Origin of the sequence: Streptomyces sp. NPDC087428 (genome assembly GCF_044744085.1) — a bacterium.
Lineage (GTDB): Bacteria > Actinomycetota > Actinomycetes > Streptomycetales > Streptomycetaceae > Streptomyces.
Genome location: NZ_JBIUXR010000013.1, coordinates 18,146 through 37,420, shown reverse-complemented (window position 1 = coordinate 37,420; position 19,275 = coordinate 18,146). Strand labels below are relative to the sequence as shown.

General features: G+C 72.3%; 19 protein-coding genes. 18 read left to right on the top strand and 1 reads right to left on the bottom strand.

What is annotated here, in order from left to right; all coding sequences use genetic code 11:
• The first annotated feature begins 52 nt into the window (after positions 1–52).
• The 8 genes from ACIO3R_RS26885 to ACIO3R_RS26850 all read left to right on the top strand — a co-directional run bounded on the left by ACIO3R_RS26885 (position 53) and on the right by ACIO3R_RS26850 (position 8,694).
• Positions 53–1,162 (top strand): quinone-dependent dihydroorotate dehydrogenase, encoded by a 1,110-nt coding sequence (locus tag ACIO3R_RS26885; RefSeq protein ID WP_402109338.1) that lies wholly within the window; start codon positions 53–55, stop codon positions 1,160–1,162.
• The gene (gene pyrF, locus ACIO3R_RS26880) at positions 1,159–1,998 is read left to right on the top strand and encodes an orotidine-5'-phosphate decarboxylase (RefSeq protein ID WP_385029250.1); all 840 of its coding nucleotides are present in this window, start codon (positions 1,159–1,161) and stop codon (positions 1,996–1,998) included. The genes ACIO3R_RS26885 and pyrF overlap by 4 nt, the downstream gene beginning before the upstream one ends.
• Positions 1,999–2,243: 245 nt before the next feature.
• The gene (locus ACIO3R_RS26875) at positions 2,244–2,567 is read left to right on the top strand and encodes an integration host factor (protein ID WP_018524251.1); all 324 of its coding nucleotides are present in this window, start codon (positions 2,244–2,246) and stop codon (positions 2,565–2,567) included.
• Between the two features lie 38 nt (positions 2,568–2,605).
• A complete protein-coding gene (gene gmk, locus ACIO3R_RS26870) occupies positions 2,606–3,223 on the top strand; it encodes a guanylate kinase (protein ID WP_385029245.1) in 618 nt (205 codons plus the stop codon).
• 90 nt (positions 3,224–3,313) lie between these two features.
• Positions 3,314–3,586 carry a DNA-directed RNA polymerase subunit omega gene (gene rpoZ / locus ACIO3R_RS26865; protein ID WP_003970369.1) on the top strand — a complete coding sequence of 91 codons (273 nt, stop codon included), beginning with the start codon at positions 3,314–3,316 and terminating at the stop codon, positions 3,584–3,586.
• Positions 3,587–3,732: 146 nt separating this feature from the next.
• Positions 3,733–4,935 carry a bifunctional phosphopantothenoylcysteine decarboxylase/phosphopantothenate--cysteine ligase CoaBC gene (gene coaBC / locus ACIO3R_RS26860; RefSeq protein ID WP_402109337.1) on the top strand — a complete coding sequence of 401 codons (1,203 nt, stop codon included), beginning with the start codon at positions 3,733–3,735 and terminating at the stop codon, positions 4,933–4,935.
• A gap of 242 nt (positions 4,936–5,177) precedes the next feature.
• Positions 5,178–6,386, top strand: a complete 1,209-nt coding sequence (gene metK, locus ACIO3R_RS26855; protein WP_402109335.1) for a methionine adenosyltransferase — start codon at positions 5,178–5,180, stop codon at positions 6,384–6,386.
• 163 nt (positions 6,387–6,549) lie between these two features.
• Positions 6,550–8,694, top strand: coding sequence for a primosomal protein N' (locus ACIO3R_RS26850; RefSeq protein WP_402109333.1), 2,145 nt, complete (start codon positions 6,550–6,552; stop codon positions 8,692–8,694).
• An 83-nt stretch (positions 8,695–8,777) separates the two neighbouring features.
• Here ACIO3R_RS26850 and ACIO3R_RS26845 read toward each other — a convergent pair whose 3' ends face one another.
• Complete coding sequence (locus ACIO3R_RS26845; protein WP_402109330.1) at positions 8,778–9,323, bottom strand: hypothetical protein; 546 nt, start codon at positions 9,321–9,323, stop codon at positions 8,778–8,780.
• Between the two features lie 230 nt (positions 9,324–9,553).
• Between ACIO3R_RS26845 and fmt the strand changes: the two genes are divergently transcribed.
• The 10 genes from fmt to ACIO3R_RS26795 all read left to right on the top strand — a co-directional run bounded on the left by fmt (position 9,554) and on the right by ACIO3R_RS26795 (position 19,157).
• Complete coding sequence (fmt, locus tag ACIO3R_RS26840) at positions 9,554–10,486, top strand: methionyl-tRNA formyltransferase (RefSeq protein ID WP_385031272.1); 933 nt, start codon at positions 9,554–9,556, stop codon at positions 10,484–10,486.
• A 264-nt stretch (positions 10,487–10,750) separates the two neighbouring features.
• Complete coding sequence (locus ACIO3R_RS26835; RefSeq protein WP_401285844.1) at positions 10,751–12,184, top strand: RsmB/NOP family class I SAM-dependent RNA methyltransferase; 1,434 nt, start codon at positions 10,751–10,753, stop codon at positions 12,182–12,184.
• Positions 12,185–12,380: 196 nt separating this feature from the next.
• On the top strand, positions 12,381–13,082 hold the full coding sequence (gene queC, locus ACIO3R_RS26830; protein ID WP_385031278.1) for a 7-cyano-7-deazaguanine synthase QueC: 702 nt from the start codon (positions 12,381–12,383) through the stop codon (positions 13,080–13,082).
• A complete protein-coding gene (gene queE / locus ACIO3R_RS26825; protein ID WP_385031281.1) occupies positions 13,079–13,714 on the top strand; it encodes a 7-carboxy-7-deazaguanine synthase in 636 nt (211 codons plus the stop codon). Before queC ends, queE begins: the two co-directional genes overlap by 4 nt.
• A complete protein-coding gene (locus ACIO3R_RS26820) occupies positions 13,714–14,232 on the top strand; it encodes a 6-pyruvoyl trahydropterin synthase family protein (protein WP_402109325.1) in 519 nt (172 codons plus the stop codon). The genes queE and ACIO3R_RS26820 overlap by 1 nt, the downstream gene beginning before the upstream one ends.
• A 48-nt stretch (positions 14,233–14,280) precedes the next feature.
• Entirely contained in the window at positions 14,281–14,931 is a 651-nt protein-coding gene (gene folE / locus ACIO3R_RS26815) for a GTP cyclohydrolase I (protein WP_402109323.1), read from the top strand.
• Positions 14,932–15,040: 109 nt separating this feature from the next.
• Entirely contained in the window at positions 15,041–15,928 is an 888-nt protein-coding gene (locus ACIO3R_RS26810; protein ID WP_402109321.1) for a class I SAM-dependent methyltransferase, read from the top strand.
• Between the two features lie 86 nt (positions 15,929–16,014).
• Positions 16,015–17,112, top strand: coding sequence for a glycosyltransferase family 4 protein (locus tag ACIO3R_RS26805; protein ID WP_402109319.1), 1,098 nt, complete (start codon positions 16,015–16,017; stop codon positions 17,110–17,112).
• A 180-nt stretch (positions 17,113–17,292) separates the two neighbouring features.
• Positions 17,293–17,976, top strand: coding sequence for a ribulose-phosphate 3-epimerase (gene rpe / locus ACIO3R_RS26800; protein ID WP_385031297.1), 684 nt, complete (start codon positions 17,293–17,295; stop codon positions 17,974–17,976).
• Positions 17,977–18,140: 164 nt separating this feature from the next.
• Positions 18,141–19,157, top strand: coding sequence for a sugar-binding domain-containing protein (locus tag ACIO3R_RS26795; RefSeq protein ID WP_363027812.1), 1,017 nt, complete (start codon positions 18,141–18,143; stop codon positions 19,155–19,157).
• Positions 19,158–19,275 lie beyond the last annotated feature (118 nt).

Sequence of the window (19,275 nt, the reverse complement as noted above, 5' to 3'; positions counted from 1 at the left end):
GGACACCGGAAACGGTGTCCCCCTCTTCGTGAGAACACCGAGGACACCCCCGATGTACAGACTCTTCTTCCAGCTGGTCTTCAAGCGCATGGACCCGGAGCAGGCCCACCACGCCGCGTTCCGGTGGATCCGCCTCGCCGCCCGCGTCCCCGTCCTGCGCACCTTCGTCGCCGCCGCGCTCGCCCCCCGCCACCAGGAGCTGCGCACCGAGGCCCTCGGCCTGCGGATGCACGGCCCCTTCGGCCTCGCCGCCGGCTTCGACAAGAACGCCGTCGCGATCGACGGCATGGCGATGCTCGGCTTCGACCACATCGAGATCGGCACGGTCACCGGCGAGCCGCAGCCCGGGAACCCCAGGAAGCGGCTGTTCCGCCTGGTCGCGGACCGCGCGCTGATCAACCGCATGGGCTTCAACAACGAGGGCTCGGCCGCCGTCGCGGAGCGGCTGGCCGCCCGCGTGCCGGTCTTCCGGACCACGGTCGGCGTCAACATCGGCAAGACCAAGGCCGTCCCCGAGGCCGAGGCCGCCGCCGACTACGTGAAGTCCACCGAGCGGCTCGCCGCCCACGCCGACTACCTCGTCGTCAACGTCTCCTCGCCGAACACGCCGGGCCTGCGCAACCTCCAGGCCACCGAGTCGCTGCGCCCGCTGCTGTCCGCCGTGCGCGAGGCCGCCGACCGGACCGTCACCGGACGCCGGGTCCCGCTGCTCGTCAAGATCGCCCCCGACCTCGCGGACGAGGACATCGACGCGGTCGCCGACCTCGCGGTCGAGCTGGGCCTGGACGGCATCATCGCCACCAACACCACCATCGCCCGCGACAGCCTGGGCCTGAAGTCCTCGCCGACCCTGACCGGGGAGACCGGCGGGCTCTCCGGCGCACCCCTCAAGGAACGCTCCCTGGAGGTCGTGGGCCGCCTCTACGCGCGCGTGGGCGACCGGATCACCCTGGTGGGCGTCGGAGGCATCGAGAACGCCGAGGACGCCTGGCAGCGCATCCTCGCCGGCGCCACGCTCGTACAGGGCTACAGCGCCTTCATCTACGAGGGCCCGTTCTACGCACGCGCGATCCACAAGGGCCTGGCCGCGCGGCTGGCCGCCTCCCCGTACGCCACCCTCGCCGACGCCGTCGGCGCCGAAACCAGGAAGGCCGCCCGATGACCCAGGAACCCTTCGGCGCACGGCTGCGCCGGGCCATGGACACCCGTGGCCCGCTCTGCGTCGGCATCGATCCGCACGCCTCCCTGCTCAGCTCCTGGGGGCTGAACGACGACGTGGCGGGCCTGGAGCGCTTCACCCGTACGGTCGTGGAGGCACTGGCCGGCCGGGTCGCCGTCCTCAAGCCGCAGTCGGCGTTCTTCGAGCGCTTCGGCTCGCGCGGCATCGCCGTCCTGGAGAAGGCCGTCGCGGAGGCCAGGGAGGCCGGCGCACTGGTCCTGATGGACGCCAAGCGCGGTGACATCGGCTCCACCATGGGCGCCTACGCCGCCACCTACCTCGACAAGGACTCGCCGCTGTTCTCCGACGCGGTCACCGTCTCGCCGTACCTCGGCTTCGGCTCGCTGCGGCCGGCGCTCGACGCGGCCGCGCTCTCCGGTTCCGGGGTCTTCGTGCTCGCCCTCACCTCCAACCCGGAGGGCGCGGAGGTGCAGCGCGCCACCGCGGCCGACGGCCGCTCGCTGGCCCAGCTGATGCTCGACCACATGGCGGCCGAGAACGAGGGGGCCACGCCGCTCGGCTCGGTCGGCGCGGTGGTCGGGGCCACGCTCGGCGACGCGGGCGTGGACCTCGCGATCAACGGTCCGCTGCTCGCGCCCGGCATCGGCGCACAGGGCGCGACCCCCGCGGATCTGCCGGGGGTCTTCGGTGACGCGGTGGGCCATGTGCTGCCCAGCGTGAGCCGGGGCGTGCTGCGCCACGGTCCGGACGCGGCAGGGCTGCGCGAAGCCGCCGAGCGGTTCGCGGACGAGGTCCGCGCGGCCGTCTCGGACGGCTGACCATCCCACGTAACAGCGTGTTGACGTAATCCTGACCAAAAATCTCGGCTGTTATGCCTGGAATGTCCCGGTCGGGAAAGGCTGACCAGGACTTTTAGTCTGTTCTCGCTGACTCCGGCGGCCCTGGCCGCTAGTCTCCGTCGAGAGCCAACGCGCACAGGTTGTTCGTTGCTCACCAGGTGAGGGGCGATCCAGTTGCCTCACCGGTCCGTATCCGACAGATCGACATCCGAGGTGACGTAGGCGTGGCTCTTCCGCCCCTTACCCCTGAACAGCGCGCAGCCGCGCTCGAAAAGGCCGCCGCGGCTCGCCGGGAGCGGGCCGAGGTCAAGAATCGACTCAAGCACTCCGGCGCCTCCCTCCACGAGGTCATCAAGTCGGGCCAGGAGAACGACGTCATCGGGAAGATGAAGGTCTCCGCCCTGCTCGAGTCCCTGCCCGGCGTGGGCAAGGTCCGCGCCAAGCAGATCATGGAGCGGCTCGGCATCTCCGAGAGCCGCCGGGTCCGGGGTCTTGGCTCCAACCAGATCGCATCCCTGGAGCGTGAGTTCGGCGGCAGCGCCGCCTGACGTTCTCAGGCACTCCTGAGAACCTGGATAATCGCTCCATGGCTGCAACATCCCGGGGGACGTCCCCCGCACCCCCGGACGTACGTCCGCGGCTGACCGTGCTCTCCGGCCCCTCGGGGGTCGGCAAGAGCACGGTCGTCGCGCATATGCGCAAGGTCCACCCCGAGGTATGGCTCTCGGTGTCGGCGACGACCCGCAAGCCCCGCCCCGGTGAACGCAACGGAGTCCACTACTTCTTCGTGGACAACGAGGAGTTCGACAAGCTGATCGCCAACGGCGAGCTGCTGGAGTGGGCCGAGTTCGCCGGCAACCGCTACGGCACGCCGCGCCGCGCCGTGCAGGAGCGGCTGGAGGCGGGTGAGCCGGTGCTGCTGGAGATCGACCTCCAGGGTGCCCGGCTCGTCAGGCAGTCGATGGCCGACGCCCAGCTGGTCTTCCTGGCGCCGCCGAGCTGGGACGAGCTGGTCCGCCGGCTCACCGGCCGCGGCACCGAGGCGCCCGAGGTGATCGAGCGCCGTCTCGGCGCGGCCAAGATCGAACTGGCTGCCGAATCCGAGTTCGATACGACGCTTGTCAATACCTCCGTCGAGGATGTGGCACGTGAGCTGCTAGCCTTGATGCTGGAGGCTTCCGGCCACCGTGCCGCCGGCGACTGAACGAACGCGTCGCACCGACACGGGACCGCACCACACAGCCCCTGACTGTCAAAGATTTCTTTGATCTTCACCCCCTTCGGAAGGCAGAGAGTGTCCTCTTCCATCACCACGCCCGAGGGCATCATCAACCCGCCGATTGATGAGCTCCTCGAAGCAACCGACTCGAAGTACAGCCTCGTGATCTACGCCGCCAAGCGCGCGCGCCAGATCAACGCGTACTACTCGCAGCTCGGTGAGGGACTCCTCGAGTACGTCGGCCCGCTCGTCGACACCCACGTGCACGAGAAGCCGCTCTCGATCGCACTCCGCGAGATCAACGCGGGCCTGCTCACCTCCGAGGCCATCGAGGGCCCCGCGCAGTAAGCAGGAAAACGCACCTTCACCACAGGCCCGGCGGTCTCCACCGCCGGGCCTGTGGTGTGTCCCGGGGCGGCAGGCCGGCGTCCGCGACGGTGAGGCAGCATGGGGGCGTACGGGGCCGAGTACGTATCCGAGTGCGGGGAGACGCAGTGGAGAAGCCGAAGGTCGTTCTGGGCGTCAGCGGGGGCATCGCCGCCTACAAGGCGTGCGAGCTGCTGCGGCGGCTGACCGAGTCCGGCCACGACGTACGGGTCGTGCCGACCGAGTCGTCGCTCCACTTCGTGGGCGCGGCCACCTGGTCGGCGCTCTCCGGCCACCCGGTGTCGACCGAGGTCTGGAACGACGTCCACGAGGTCCCGCACGTACGGATCGGGCAGCACGCCGACCTCGTCGTCGTCGCCCCCGCCACCGCCGACCTGCTGGCGAAGGCCGCCCACGGGCTCGCCGACGACCTGCTCACCAACACGCTGCTCACCGCGCGCTGTCCGGTCGTCTTCGCGCCCGCCATGCACACCGAGATGTGGGAGCACCCGGCCACCCGGGAGAACGTCGCCACCCTGCGCCGCCGGGGCGCCCTCGTCATCGAGCCCGCCGTCGGCCGGCTCACCGGCGTCGACACCGGCAAGGGCAGGCTGCCGGACCCGGCGGAGATCTTCGAGGTCTGCCGCCGCGTGCTGGCCCGCGGCCCGGTCGCCCCCGACCTGGTGGGCCGCCATGTGGTCATCAGCGCGGGCGGCACCCGGGAACCGCTCGACCCGGTCCGGTACCTCGGCAACCGCTCCTCCGGGAAGCAGGGGTACGCGCTCGCCCGCACCGCGGTCGCCCGCGGCGCGCGGGTCACGCTCATCGAGGCCAACACCGGCCTGCCCGACCCCTCCGGGGCCGATGTCGTCCGGGCCGGGACCGCGATGCAGCTGCGCGAGGCCGTGCTGAAGGCGGCGGCGGACGCGGACGTCGTGGTGATGGCGGCGGCGGTGGCCGACTTCCGCCCGGCCGAGTACGCCACGGGGAAGATCAAGAAGAAGGACGGCCAGGAGCCCGCCCCGATCACGCTCGTCCGCAACCCGGACATCCTCGCCGAGGTCGCCGCGCGGCGCGCCCACCCGGAACAGATCGTGGTCGGGTTCGCGGCCGAGACCGACAACGTCCTGGCCAACGGGCGCGAGAAGCTCCGCCGCAAGGGCTGCGACCTCCTGGTGGTCAACGAGGTGGGGGAGCGCAGGACCTTCGGCTCGGAGGAGAACGAAGCGGTGGTGCTCGCGGCCGACGGCGGCGAGACCCCGGTGCCGTTCGGGCCCAAGGAGGCGCTCGCCGACACGGTCTGGGACCTCGTGTCGCCGCGTCTTGGATGAATTTCCCGTGTCCTCGCCCGGCGGGTCGGAACCCTTGGGAAACAGGGCTCCGACCGGGCTTTCCGGCGCCGCCGGAAGGCATCCGGGCCGCCGTGCCGCATGTCACAGAACTCCCAAAGGGCGAGACACGTTGTCCGACAGCCGGAGCCGACCGATAAACTGGTCCCGGACCTTACCGGGCGCAGCTCCCGGGCCGTCCGCCAAATGATCAGCCAGCAGCCGCTGCAACCCCAGGGAGCGATGTGTCCCGCCGTCTCTTCACCTCGGAGTCCGTTACCGAGGGTCACCCCGACAAGATCGCTGACCAGATCAGCGACACCATTCTCGACGCACTTCTCCGCGAGGACCCGACGTCACGTGTCGCCGTCGAGACCTTGATCACCACAGGTCAGGTGCATGTTGCGGGTGAGGTCACGACCAAGGCCTACGCCCCGATCGCCCAGCTGGTGCGCGACAAGATCCTCGAAATCGGTTACGACTCCTCCAAGAAGGGCTTCGACGGCGCCTCCTGCGGCGTCTCGGTGTCCATCGGCGCGCAGTCGCCCGACATCGCGCAGGGAGTCGACACCGCCTACGAGAAGCGGGTCGAGGGCGACGAGGACGAACTCGACAAGCAGGGCGCCGGCGACCAGGGCCTGATGTTCGGGTACGCCTGCGACGAGACGCCCGAGCTGATGCCGCTGCCGATCCACCTCGCGCACCGGCTGTCCCGCCGGCTGTCCGAGGTCCGCAAGAACGGGACCATCCCGTACCTGCGTCCCGACGGCAAGACCCAGGTGACCATCGAGTACGACGGCGACAAGGCCGTCCGTCTCGACACGGTCGTCGTCTCCTCGCAGCACGCCAGCGACATCGACCTCGACTCGCTCCTCGCGCCCGACATCCGCGAGTTCGTCGTCGAGCACGTGCTCGCCCAGCTGATCGAGGACGGCATCAAGCTGGACACCGAGGGCTACCGCCTGCTGGTCAACCCGACCGGACGCTTCGAGATCGGCGGCCCGATGGGCGACGCCGGTCTGACCGGCCGCAAGATCATCATCGACACCTACGGCGGCATGGCCCGGCACGGCGGCGGTGCCTTCTCCGGCAAGGACCCGTCGAAGGTGGACCGCTCGGCCGCGTACGCGATGCGCTGGGTCGCCAAGAACGTCGTCGCCGCGGGCCTCGCGGCCCGTTGCGAGGTCCAGGTCGCCTACGCGATCGGCAAGGCCGAGCCGGTGGGCCTCTTCGTCGAGACCTTCGGCACCGCGGTGATCGAGACCGAGAAGATCGAGCACGCCATCGGCGTGGTCTTCGACCTCCGCCCGGCCGCGATCATCCGGGACCTCGACCTGCTCCGCCCGATCTACGCCCAGACCGCCGCGTACGGCCACTTCGGCCGCGAGCTTCCCGACTTCACGTGGGAACGCACGGACCGGGTGGACGCACTGCGCAGGGCCGCGGGCCTGTAGGTCCGCGGTCGGCGCCCCCGGGGGCGCACTTTTCCGCCGGAGCCCGGACACCTCATCGGTGTCCGGGCTCCGGTGTTTCTCCCCGCCGGAACGGGCGGGCTCGGCGCGGGGCCGGAGCGGTCGGCACCGCGCACTGTCAGTGGCATCTGGTAGGAATTTGGCTGTGAGCAGCGACAACGAGCGGTCCGACGAGCCCGGCACCGGGGCGCCGGAGCAGCTTGCGCTGATTCGGGAGACGGTGCGCCAGGCCAAGGTGCCCCGGGCCAAACCACGGACCTGGCGCGGGGCCGCCCTCGCCGCCGAACTGCCCGTCGCCCGTGTCCTGGTGAACAAGGGCGCGCTCCATCTCGACCAGTACTTCGACTACGCCGTCCCCGAGGAGCTCGACGCCGACGCGCAGCCCGGAGTGCGGGTGCGGGTGCGCTTCGGTGCAGGCGGACGCAATGTCCGGGGCGGGCGGCGCGAGGGCGGCGGGCTGATCGACGGATTCCTGGTCGAGCGGCTGGCCGAGTCCGACTACAGCGGCGCACTGGCCGCGCTCGCCTCCGTCGTGTCGCCCGAACCCGTCCTCGGGCCGGAGCTGCTCGGCCTCGCGCGGGCCGTCGCCGACCGGTACGCGGGCAGCCTCGCGGACGTCCTCCAGCTCGCGGTCCCGCCGAGGAACGCACGGGCCGAGTCCAGACCCTCTCCCGAACCGCTGCCGCCGCCCCCGGCGCCCTCGCCCGGCACCTGGGCGCGGTACGGGCAGGGCGCGGCGTTCCTGGAGGCGCTCGCCTCGGGCGGCGCGCCCAGGGCCGTGTGGACCGCGCTGCCGGGTCCGCACTGGCCGGAGGAGATCGCCAGGGCCGTCGCCGCGACCCTCGCGTCGGGGCGCGGCGCACTGGTCGTCGTCCCCGACGGACGGACCGCGGGGCGGGTCGACGCCGCACTCTCCGGGATCCTCGACGAGGGCCGCCACGCCCTGCTGACCGCCGACTCGGGGCCCGAGAAGCGGTACCGGGAGTGGCTCGCCGTACGGCGCGGGTCCGTCCGGGCGGTGGTCGGGACGCGGGCCGCGATGTTCGCCCCGGTCGCCGACCTCGGCCTGGTCGCCGTCTGGGACGACGGCGACTCCAGCCACAGCGACGACAACGCCCCCTTCCCGCACGTCCGCGAGGTCCTCGAACTACGGGCCGCGCACAGCAGGTGCGCCTTCCTGCTCGGCGGTACGAACTGCACCGTGGAGGCCGCCCAACTGGTGGAGAGCGGCTGGGCACTGCCGCTGCGCGCCGACCGGGAGCAGACGCGGATCGCTGCGCCCCTGGTGCGCACCGTCGGCGACGGCGAACTCGCGCGGGACGGCGCCGCCCGGTCCGCGAGGCTGCCCAGCCTCGCGTGGCAGACCGTGCGGGACGGACTGCGCAGCGGCCCGGTGCTCGTGCAGGTGCCGCGTCGCGGGTACGCCCCGCGGCTGGCCTGCGAGCGCTGCCGGGAGCCCGCGCGGTGCCTGCACTGCGCCGGGCCGCTGGAGGCGCCCGACCAGCAGGACCTGAACTGCGCCTGGTGCGGCCGGGCCGAGACGTCCTGGCACTGTGTCGCCTGTGGGGCCCGCCGGCTGCGCGCGCAGATCGTCGGCGCCCGCCGGACGGCGGAGGAGCTGGGCCGGGCGTTTCCCGCCGTGCCGGTGCGGACCTCCGGGCGCGACCATGTGCTGGACTCCGTACCGGACCAGCCCGCGCTCGTGGTCAGTACCCCGGGCGCCGAACCGGTGGCCGAGGGCGGGTACGCGGCGGCGCTGCTGCTGGACGGCTGGGCGATGGTCGGCCGCCCCGACCTGCGGGCCGGGGAGGAGGCGCTGCGCCGCTGGACGGCCGCCGCCGCGCTGGTACGGGGGCAGCCCGAGGGCGGCACGGTGGTGATCGTCGCCGAGCCGACGCTGCGTCCGGTGCAGGCCCTGGTGCGCTGGGACCCGGTCGGGCACGCGCGCCGAGAGCTCGCGGAACGGGCCGAGCTGGGCTTTCCGCCGGTGTCCCGGATGGCTTCGGTGACGGGAGAGCCGCAGGCACTCGCCGCGTTCCTGGCCGCCGCGCAACTCCCGCCGGACGCGGAGGTGCTCGGTCCGGTGCCGGTCCCCGGCAGTGAGCCGGGACGGCCCCGCAGGCCCTTCGACGCACCGCCGGGGGAGACCTGGGAGCGGGCCCTGGTCCGGGTGCGTCCGGGCAGCGGAGCGGCGCTCGCGGCCGCGCTGAAGGCGGCGCAGTCGGCGCGGATGTCGCGGGGCGGCGGGGGCGTGGTGCGGATCCGGGTGGATCCGCCGGACATCGGCTGACGGCGCAGGCGGACGGGCCGGGGCCGCGTTGGCGCGGGACGGCTGTGCCCCGCCGGGAAGCGACGGGGCACAGCCGGACGGCGTCAGCCGTTGCGCGGGCCGGGGAAGGCCCCCGGGCGCAGGTCGTCGCGCAGGGACGGGCGGTCCGCCGACGGCTGCGGGGGCATCGAGCGCGCGGCCGGCACCGCGGGCAGCGCGGGAGCGGCGGGGGAGCCGGGAACCGCCGGCACCGGCCGCTGCACCACGGGCTCGGCGGCCTCGGCCGCCAACGGCTGGGGGGTGGCACGCCGTGTGCCGTAGCGGCGGTGGACCGCCTGCTTGGTGACTCCCAGCGCGGATCCCACCGCGTCCCAGGAGAAGCCCAGCGAACGGTCGAAGTCCACTGCCGCCGTCACCAGGGTCTCGACACTGTCCCGCAGTTCCTGCGCCAGCCTGACGGTGGGGGCCGGGGCCCTGCCGTAGACGACGAAGCCCGCGGACGGGCCGGAGCGGCGCGGACGGTAGACGTTGCCCAGTTGGGCGGTGAGGGTGCGCAGCGCGTCCACCTGCCGCCGGACCCGCTCGATGTCCCGCACCAGAAGATGCAGGCTGGCCCGCGCTTGGGCGTCGTGGGTTGCGTGGTCGGCCATGAAGAAGCCTCTCGAACCGGCGTTGAAAGGGATCGGGCCGCACCGTGGCGGCTCGCTTCGGTCAATCTCTCTTGACCAACGCCTCAGCCGGGGATGTGGTCACGCTCCGGGGGCGTATACGCCCCTGCGAGGGGCGCGCAATGGCGCGTACGCCCCCCGGCCGCCGGGCCCATAGACTTGTGCGTTGCTCGTCACCGTAACGTTTCGGCCTGAGAGGCAGTCAGCCACCCATGAAGCTCGTCTTCGCAGGCACCCCCGAGGTAGCCGTACCCGCACTCGACGCCCTGATCGCCTCCGGCCGGCACGAGGTCGCCGCCGTCGTGACCCGGCCCGACGCACCCGCGGGACGCGGCCGCCGGCTGGTCGCCAGTCCCGTCGCCGAACGGGCCGAGGAGGCCGGGATCGAGGTCCTCAAGCCGGCCAGGCCACGGGACGAGGACTTCCTGGCGCGGCTGCGGGAGATCGCCCCGGACTGCTGCCCGGTCGTCGCCTACGGGGCGCTGCTGCCCAGAACCGCGCTCGACGTGCCCGCCCGAGGCTGGGTCAACCTCCACTTCTCGCTGCTCCCCGCCTGGCGCGGCGCCGCACCCGTGCAGCACGCCGTCATGGCGGGCGACGAGGTGACGGGCGCCTCCACCTTCCTGATCGAGGAAGGGCTGGACTCCGGTCCCGTGTACGGCGTCCTCACCGAGGAGGTCCGGCCCACCGACACCAGCGGTGATCTGCTGACCCGGCTGGCGTTCGCCGGGGCCGGGCTGCTCGCCGCCACCATGGACGGCATCGAGGACGGCACCCTGCACGCCGTACCGCAGCCCGACAGCGGAATCACCCTCGCGCCGAAGATCACCGTCGAGGACGCCCAGGTCCAGTGGTCGGCGCCCGCGCTGCGCGTCGACCGGGTGGTCCGCGGCTGCACCCCCGCCCCCGGCGCCTGGACCCTCTTCCGCGGGGAACGGCTCAAGCTGGTCCAGGCCGTACCCGTTCTGGACCGGACCGACCTGGCGCCCGGCGAGCTGTCCGCGAGCAAGAACAACGTCCACGTGGGCACCGGATCGCACGCGATCGAGCTGCTCTGGGTCCAGCCGCAGGGCAAGAAGCCGATGCGCGCCGCTGACTGGGCGCGCGGGGTGCGCATCGTTCCCGGCGAACTCGTGGGGATCTAGGGCCTGTGATCTAGGGCCTGTATGGGGTTGTCCCGCGGAAGGAGGAGCGGGGCTGGGTGCGTGCGATCGCAAGGCGCCGGAGCGCCCTTGTAGCGGAGCCACCAGGGCGTTTCGGCAACGCAGCGAGCGTGCGTGCCCAGCCCCGTGACGCCGCGGGACAACCCCATACAGGCCCTGGGGATCCGTCGGGACGGCGGGGCGGGGTGGGTCGGGGACGTAGGCTGGGGCAGTTCGCCCTCTCACCATCAGCGGAGCACCTTTCACGTGAACGACCAGCCGCGTCGCCGTCCCGCCACCCCGCACCGCCGCCCGCAGAAGGACCCGGTCCGGTTCCTCGCCTTCGAGGCCCTCAGGGCCGTCGACGAACGCGACGCGTACGCCAACCTCGTCCTTCCCCCGCTGCTGAAGAAGGCACGGGCCAAGGGCGACTTCGACAACCGGGACGCGGCGCTGGCGACCGAGCTGGTCTACGGAACGCTGCGCCGGCAGGGCACGTACGACGCGATCGTCGCCGCCTGCATCGACCGGCCGCTGCGCGAGGTCGACCCGCCGGTCCTGGACGTGCTGAACATGGGCGTGCACCAGCTGCTCGGCACCCGCATCCCGACCCACGCCGCGGTCTCCGCCAGTGTGGAACTGGCCCGGGTGGTGCTCGGCGAGGGGCGCGCCAAGTTCGTCAACGCCGTCCTGCGCAAGGTCTCCGCGGACGACCTCGACGGCTGGGTGGCGCGGGTCGCCCCCTCGTACGAGGACGACGCGGAGGACCACCTCGCCCTCGTGCACTCGCATCCGCGCTGGGTCGTCTCCGCGCTCTGGGACGCCCTCGGCGGCGGCCGCGCCGGCATCGAGGACCTGCTGGAGGCCGACAACGAACGGCCCGAGGTCACCCTGGTCGCCCGCCCCGGCCGTTCCACCACCGATGAGCTGCTCGACGCGCTCGGCGAGGAGAACGGACTCCCGGGCCGCTGGTCGCCCTACGCCGTGCGGATGGCCGAGGGCGGCGAGCCCGGCGCCCTGACCGCCGTGCAGGAGAGCCGGGCCGGTGTCCAGGACGAGGGCAGCCAGCTCGTCGCCGCGGCCCTCGCCAACGCGCCGCTGGAGGGCAGGGACACCCGCTGGCTCGACGGCTGCGCCGGCCCCGGCGGAAAGGCCGCCCTGATGGCCGCCCTCGCGGCCGGACGCGGCGCCACCCTGCTGGCGGCAGAGAAGCAGCCGCACCGGGCCCGCCTCGTCGAGCGCTCCCTCGCCGGCAACCCCGGCCCGTACCAGGTGATCACCGCCGACGGCACCCGCCCGCCGTGGCGGCCCGACACCTTCGACCGGATCCTGATGGACGTCCCGTGCTCGGGCCTCGGCGCGCTGCGCCGCCGGCCGGAGGCTCGCTGGCGACGCCGCAAGGAGGACCTGGAGAGCTTCGCGCCGCTCCAGCGCGGTCTGCTGCGCGAGGCGCTGAAGGCCGTACGGATCGGCGGCGTCGTCGGGTACGCGACCTGCTCCCCGCACCTCGCGGAGACCCGGGTGGTCGTCGAGGACGTGCTCAAGGGCCGCGGCGGGGCGCCGGTCGAGGCCGAGTGGGTGGACGCCCGTCCGCTGATGCCCGGGGTGCCCGCGCTGGGCGACGGACCGGACGTCCAGCTGTGGCCGCATCTGCACGGCACGGACGCGATGTACCTCGCAGTGCTGCGGCGTACCGGCTGATCGCACCGGCTCCCCGTGTATTCGCGTGTCCGATGCCCCTTTCCCGGTATATGAAAAGAAGTGGAATACCAACAGAATATTGAATTACTTTCCCGGCTTTGCCGTATATTTAATGAGGCGGCCGATTGGGTGACTTTTTCTCCGCGCATGTATATGCAAGAAGTGTCCTTGCTCGCGCGGGCGAAAGGTACATGCTATGGCGGAACCGGCGATCGTACTCCTCAGCGGCGGCCTCGACTCGACGACCACCCTGGCGGTGGCGAAAGACCGGGGATTCACTCCCTACGCTCTCAGTTTCAGCTACGGGCAGCGGCATTCCGTCGAATTGGCGGCCGCCCGCAGGGTCGCGGAGCGGCAAGGGGTGGAGCGGCACGTCGTCGCGGACATCGACCTCCGCGTCTTCGGCGGTTCTGCGCTGACCGATGCCGGCGTCGATGTCCCCAAGGGGCGCGGCGAAGCGGAGATGGGGGAGGGCATCCCGGCCACGTACGTGCCGGCCCGCAACACGATCTTCCTGTCGTTCGCGCTCGCCTACGCGGAGGTCGTCGGGGCCGCGGACATCTTCACCGGAGTCACCGCCGTCGACTACAGCGGATACCCCGACTGCCGGCCCGAGTACCTGGAGGCCTTCGAGGCGATGGCCAACCTCGCGACCAGGTCGGCGGTCGAGGGGAAGCGCCGGATCACGCTGCACTCGCCGCTGCTGCACCTGTCCAAGGCGGAGATCATCCGCACGGGAACCGCTCTCGGTGTCGACTACGCGCTGACCTCCAGTTGCTACGACCCCGACGACAGCGGGCGGGCCTGCGGCCACTGCGACACCTGCCTGCTGCGGCTGAAGGGATTCACCGAGGCCGGATTCCCCGACCCGATCACTTATCAGGGCGCGCCCGCATGACCTACCGGGTGAAAGAGATCTTCTACACGCTCCAGGGCGAGGGGCGGCACGCGGGACGGCCCGCGGTCTTCTGCCGCTTCTCCAACTGCAATCTGTGGACCGGCCGGGAGAAGGACCGCCACCGCGCCGTCTGCGCCTTCTGCGACACGGACTTCGTCGGTACCGACGGTGAGAACGGCGGCCGCTTCGCGACCCCCGAGGCGCTGGCCGACACCGTCCTGGAGCAGTGGGCGCCCCGCACCGACGCCCAGCGGTTCGTTGTCTGCACGGGCGGAGAGCCGCTTCTCCAGCTCGACGCCCCCGCCGTCGAAGCCCTGCACGACCGCGGCTTCATGGTCTCGGTCGAGACCAACGGAACCAGGGTGCCGCCCCCGGGCATCGACTGGTTGTGCGTGAGCCCGAAGATCGGCTCGCGGATGGTCGTGGAGCGCGGCGACGAACTCAAACTCGTCTACCCCCAGCAGCACGGCGACCCCGCACGGTTCGAGCACCTTGACTTCGACTCGTTCCGCCTCCAGCCGATGGACGGACCGGACATCGCCGCCAACACCCGCGCCACCGTCGAGTACTGCCTGGAGCACCCGCTGTGGAACTTCTCCCTGCAAACCCACAAGTACCTCGGAATTCCCTGATGGGCGCGGTACATCCGCCGGAGTTACCCGAAGGCCCGAGGCCGGCCCATTCGGTATCCGTACGGCACAACTTCGAGACCGCGCACCGGATTCCGCATCTGGTCGGCAAATGCGTCAACCTCCACGGCCATTCCTGGTGGATGGAGGCCACCGTCACGGCCCCGCTGCTGGACCGGGGGACAGTGGTCGAATTCGGGGCCTTCAAGGGCCATGTCAGAGCCTGGATCGACACCTACCTCGACCACGGGGCCATGCTCGGAGCCGACGACCCCCTCGCGGGCATCCTGGCCGAGCACCGCAGCAAGGTCTTCCGCTTCGGCGCGAGTGACCCCGGCCCGGCGGAGCGCTTCGCGGTAGGTCTTCCCCATCCGACCGTCGAGGCGGTCGCCGAACTGCTCGCACGCGTGGTCGGCCAGGCCCTCCGTGAGCTGTCCGCCGCCGCCGGCGCCTTCGTCAGCGAGGTCGTCGTGAGCGAGACACACGTCAACACCGCGGGATGGCGCCATGCTCGGACCTGACCCGTCCAGCGGCCGTTCCTCCGTGTCACCCGTTCAGGAATGGTGCGCATGACCATCACGAGTCACCCGAGCACGGCGGAAGCAGAAACGGACCCGGCCGCGATCGACGCCCCCGGTGAACCCTCCCTGGCACAGGCCACCGCACACGCGAGAGAGATGTTCTCGGCCCTGGGCATCGACTGCGACACCACCTCGACCGAACAGACCCCGCACCGGTTCGTCACGGCTCTGGCCGAGATGACCCGCGGACTCCACCTCGACCCGGACCGTCATCTGCGCGTCCAGTTCCCGCCCGAGTCCACGGACCAGGGAGTCATCGCCGCCGTCGACGTCCCCTTCGTCGCCCTGTGCGAGCACCACGTCCTGCCGTTCGTGGGCCGGGCGACCGTCGCCTACCTCCCCCGGCCCGACGCCCACATCGTCGGCCTGTCCAAACTCGCCCGGCTGCTCCAGGAGTACGGCGCGCGCCCCCAGGTGCAGGAGCGGCTGGGCGGCCAGGTCATCGACGCCCTCACCCGGAATCTGGACTCCCTCGGCGCGGCCTGTCTGATCCGCTCCGAACACGCCTGCATGACCCAGCGCGGGGCCCAGGCCCATGGCGCGGTGATGGTCACCACCCATCTGACGGGCCGGTTCAGCGCCGACCCGGGCCTGCGCGCCCAGGTCCTCGCCCTGGCACCGACCCGCACCGGACGCTGACGCCCACCGGGCGGCGACGCACGCGCGCCGGCCGATGGGACGGCGCGCACTCCCCGGACGGCGCGTCGCGACCCGACCGACTGTCCCGCGACTGGCACAGGAGAACGCCTTGCCCACCCACACACCCACCGCCGTCACTCCGTCCGTCACCGATGTCCTGGAGGTGCGCCGCCATCCCCTCTGCGGGCCTTCCGACCGGATGCCGGCCCGCTACCGGGGGCCCCACCGCCTCGGCCACGCGGGCTGGCTGGGTTTCACCGGACGGCTGGAGCGCCGCGAGGAGATCGCCTTCGTCCGCAGTGCGACCGCTGCCAGTCACCGCGTCCTCGACGTCGGTGGGGGAACCGGCGAACTGACCCGGGCCGTCGCGAGCCAGCTGGGCCGCTGCACCACCGTCGAACCGCACGGCTCCCGGGTCGCCACGCTCAACGCGCACGCCGGCGACAGCCGCACCGGGACGGTCGAGCCCGTCCCCGGGCACGCCGAGTCGCTGCCCTTCCCCGACCGGAGCTTCGACGCGGTGCTGGCCGCCTGGGTCCTTCCCTACGTGGACGACCTGGAACAGTCCGTGCGCGAGATGGCGCGGGTGTGCGACATCGGCCACCCCCAGGCCCGGGTCGTGCTGATCGGCGGAGCCCCGGACAACGAACTCGTGGGCCTGCTCAACGAGACCTGTGTACCGCTCACCGGCGAACCCCTCGACCATCAGGGATTCCTGCTGGCCACCGCCGCCGAGATCCTCGCCCCGCTCGGTTTCCGGCACTTCTCGCTGCACCGGACCGAGGCCGCCCTGCACTTCCCCGAGATCGCACCGGAGGAACGGGTCCACGCCGCCGCCAGATCTCTCGTCGACCTCTGGTACGAGGACCATCCGCGCGCCCCCGACATGCGGCGGGCCATCGCCCCCGCGCTCCGTCGCCACTTCGCACGACGCCCCCACGCCATCGGCGATCAGGGCGTCGCGCTCATCGCCCGCCCCAACCCGCCCCAGGAGTAACCGCGTTGCCGCCGGGCCGGGGCAAGCGGCCTTCCGCCCCCGCCCGGCACCCTTCCCCCGCACCCGGCCACGGAGGACCACCCCGCGTGAACATCGCCTTCGTCCTGCTGACGCACAATCCCAGCGAACCCGCCGGGATCGAGCGCAGCGTCGCTTCGCTCGCCGACGGTCTGCGCGAACTGGGCCATCACGCCGTGATCGTGGCAGCCGGTCCGGCCACCGGCGCGGACGATCCCCACCTCCTGCGGCTCGGCAGCCTGGCCCTGCCCCGGCCGATCGTCTACGACGAGGCACTGAACCTGCTCGCAGATCCGGAACCGGTGTGCCGCGAAGTCCGCCGGCTTCTGCGCGAGCACGACGTGGACCTGGTGTGCTGGGTCGACGCGGTCGTGGGCCTGGGCTACCTCGCACCCGCGCCGCCCGGGGTGCGCACGGCTCTCATGGTCCACTTCCTGCGCACCGACGAACGCATGCTGGAGAGCCTCGCCCACAGCCCGGACACCGTGCTGACCGTCAGCGACTTCCTGACCGGGGAGGCCCGCCGGGCCGGACTCGACACCGAAGGCTGGCTATCGCTGCCCAACGCCCTGCCCCGGCAGGGCACCGTGCCGGCCGAGGCCGAGCGTGAACGGCTGCGCCGCGGCGGTCCGGTGCGGACGCTGGCCCGCGCCGATCCGCAGAAGGGGATCTCCGAACTCCTGCGTGCCTTTCCCCGCGACTTCGGCCGCCCGGTGGACATCGTGCTGGCCTCGGCCGGATTCGAGTTCCGGACCGGCATGCAGGACCGGGTGACCGCCGAGTGCCGCGCTCTGGCCGCGTCCCTGCCGGGCGTCTCGATCCTTCCCGCCCTGCCCTGGCAGGAGGTCCAGCCCTTCCTGGCGGGCGCCGCCGTCGCCGTGCTGCCCTCGATTCTCCCCGAGACGTTCGGCAACGTGGCCGCGGAAGCTCTCTCGGTGGGAACCCCGGTGGTGGGCTACGGACTCGGGCACCTGCCCACGCTCATCGGCGCGGCCGGCCGGATGCCGGACCTCGTCGACGGACCCGAACGCCTCTGGCGGGCCACCGCCGAACTCCTCGACGACCCGGACGCCTACCACGCCGCCGCACGGCAGGCGCCCCTCCAGGTCGCCGAGCACACCCCCGCACGGATCGCGGAGGCCTTCCTGAGGGCCACGGGCCTCTGAGGAGGTTCCTGTTCATGGCGCGGACATCGTCTGCCGGCGACGCGGACGCCGGGCAACGGCCGCTGTCCCGGTGATCGTCCGGGGGCGATAAAGCCGGGAATGTGCGAACCGTAATGATCCCGTGAGGCTTTGGAGCGCACCGAAGCGGGGAAGTGCCGCAGAACATGGCAGGCTGGACCCATGGCCCAGATCAACCCCAGTATTCTCTCCGCCGACTTCGCACGCCTCGCTGACGAGGCGCAGGCCGTGGAAGGCGCCGACTGGCTCCATGTCGATGTCATGGACAACCACTTCGTGCCCAATCTGACCCTCGGCGTTCCGATCGTGGAATCGCTCAGCAGGGCCACGGCCACGCCGCTGGACTGTCATCTGATGATCGAGGACGCGGACCGCTGGGCCCCGCAGTACGTCGAGGCGGGGGCGGGATCCGTCACCTTCCACGTGGAGGCCGCGGCCGCCCCCGTGCGGCTGGCGCGCGAGATCCGGGCCAAGGGCGCCCGCGCCTCCATGGCGCTCAGGCCGGCGACGCCCATCGAGCCGTACGAGGACCTGCTCCCCGAGCTCGACATGCTGCTGATCATGACGGTGGAGCCGGGCTTCGGGGGCCAGTCCTTCCTGGACATCATGCTGCCGAAGATCCGACGCACCCGTGAGCTGATCTCCCGGCACGGTCTCGAACTGTGGCTCCAGGTCGACGGCGGGGTCTCCGAGTCGACCATCGAGCGGTGCGCCGAGGCCGGCGCCGACGTCTTCGTCGCGGGCTCCGCCGTGTACGGCGCCAAGGACCCGGCCGCGGCGGTACGGGCCCTGCGCGCCAGGGCCGACGGAGCCATCGCCTCTGCGGAGTGGGCGTGCGGCCACTGACGCGGGCGGCGGAGCAGGCAGCCGCTCCGGTCCCCGATCGCCGGTCGACCCGGCCAAGGGCAGATGAACGCGGTCCGACGGGACCGATCAAGGATCGCCGTATCTGACAGGATGAACGGCGTATCGAGAGCGTGAACAGCAGTGAGGAGAACGCGGTGTCTGCAATGTCGGCGGGCCGGTCCGCCCTGCGGATGGGGCCCGCGGAGCTGGTGCAGGCGGCGGCCATGGCCCGCCGCTTCTACCTTGAGGGCAAATCCAAGATCCAGATCGCCGAGGAGTTCGGCGTCAGCCGCTTCAAGGTCGCCAGGGTCCTGGAGACGGCGCTGGAGCGTGACCTCGTACGGATCGAGATCCGGGTCCCGGCCGAGCTGGACGCCGAGCGCTCCGACGCGCTCCGCGCCCGCTACGGGCTGCGCCACGCGGTCGTGGTCGAATCCCCGGCCGAGGAACAGGACGACGCCGCCGACCCGGAGAACCTGGGCGAGGTCGCGGCCGATCTGCTGGGCGAACTGGTGAACGAGGGCGATGTGCTCGGGCTCGCCTGGGGCCGGTCCACCATCCACATGGCGGCGGCCCTGGACCGGCTCCCGCCCTGCACGGTCGTGCAGCTCACCGGGGTGTACGACGCGGGTACCGCCGAGCGCGGCTCGGTCGAGGCGGTCCGGCGGGCCGCCCAGGTCTCCGGCGGCGAGGCCCACCCGATCTACGCACCGATGCTGCTGCCCGACCCGGCCACCGCCGCCGCGCTGCGCCACCAGACCGGGATCGCCCGCGCCTTCGAGTACTTCGACAAGGTGACGGTCGCGGCGGTGTCCATCGGCTCCTGGGAGCCCGGCATCTCCACGGTCCACGACATGCTGTCCGACGAGGAGCGCGGGCACTACGCCTCGCTCGGCGTCGCCGCCGAGATGTCGGCGCACCTCTTCGACTCGGAGGGCCGCAGGGTCGGCCGGGACCTCGGCGAGCGCTGCATCACGGTCGAGGCGGACCGGCTGCGCCGGATCCCCGAGGTGGTGGCGATCGCGGGCGGCCAGCGCAAGGCCGCGGCGATCGGAGCGGTGCTCCGGTCCGGCCTGGTCACCAGCCTGGTGACGGACACCGCGGCGGCCGACTACCTGCTGACCGACTCGCCCGCGCCGCGCAGGCCCGCGCTGGACCGGGCCGACCCGGACGGGGAGTGAGCGAAGGACGCGGGGGGTGGGGGGGGGGGGGCCCCCCCCCCCCCCCCCCCCCCCCGCCCCCCCGCCCCCCCGCGCCCCCCCCCCGCCCCCCCCCCCCCCCCCCCCCCCGCCCCCCCCC

Coding starts and splice junctions, on each gene's coding strand:
- ACIO3R_RS26845 (WP_402109330.1), bottom strand. CDS start 9,323: ATGGCCGACCACGCAACCCACGACGCCCAAGCGCGGGCCAGCCTGCAT.
- ACIO3R_RS26820 (WP_402109325.1), top strand. CDS start 13,714: ATGGGCGCGGTACATCCGCCGGAGTTACCCGAAGGCCCGAGGCCGGCC.
- ACIO3R_RS26885 (WP_402109338.1), top strand. CDS start 53: ATGTACAGACTCTTCTTCCAGCTGGTCTTCAAGCGCATGGACCCGGAG.
- queC (WP_385031278.1), top strand. CDS start 12,381: ATGGCGGAACCGGCGATCGTACTCCTCAGCGGCGGCCTCGACTCGACG.
- queE (WP_385031281.1), top strand. CDS start 13,079: ATGACCTACCGGGTGAAAGAGATCTTCTACACGCTCCAGGGCGAGGGG.
- rpe (WP_385031297.1), top strand. CDS start 17,293: ATGGCCCAGATCAACCCCAGTATTCTCTCCGCCGACTTCGCACGCCTC.
- fmt (WP_385031272.1), top strand. CDS start 9,554: ATGAAGCTCGTCTTCGCAGGCACCCCCGAGGTAGCCGTACCCGCACTC.
- ACIO3R_RS26795 (WP_363027812.1), top strand. CDS start 18,141: ATGTCGGCGGGCCGGTCCGCCCTGCGGATGGGGCCCGCGGAGCTGGTG.
- pyrF (WP_385029250.1), top strand. CDS start 1,159: ATGACCCAGGAACCCTTCGGCGCACGGCTGCGCCGGGCCATGGACACC.
- gmk (WP_385029245.1), top strand. CDS start 2,606: ATGGCTGCAACATCCCGGGGGACGTCCCCCGCACCCCCGGACGTACGT.
- folE (WP_402109323.1), top strand. CDS start 14,281: ATGACCATCACGAGTCACCCGAGCACGGCGGAAGCAGAAACGGACCCG.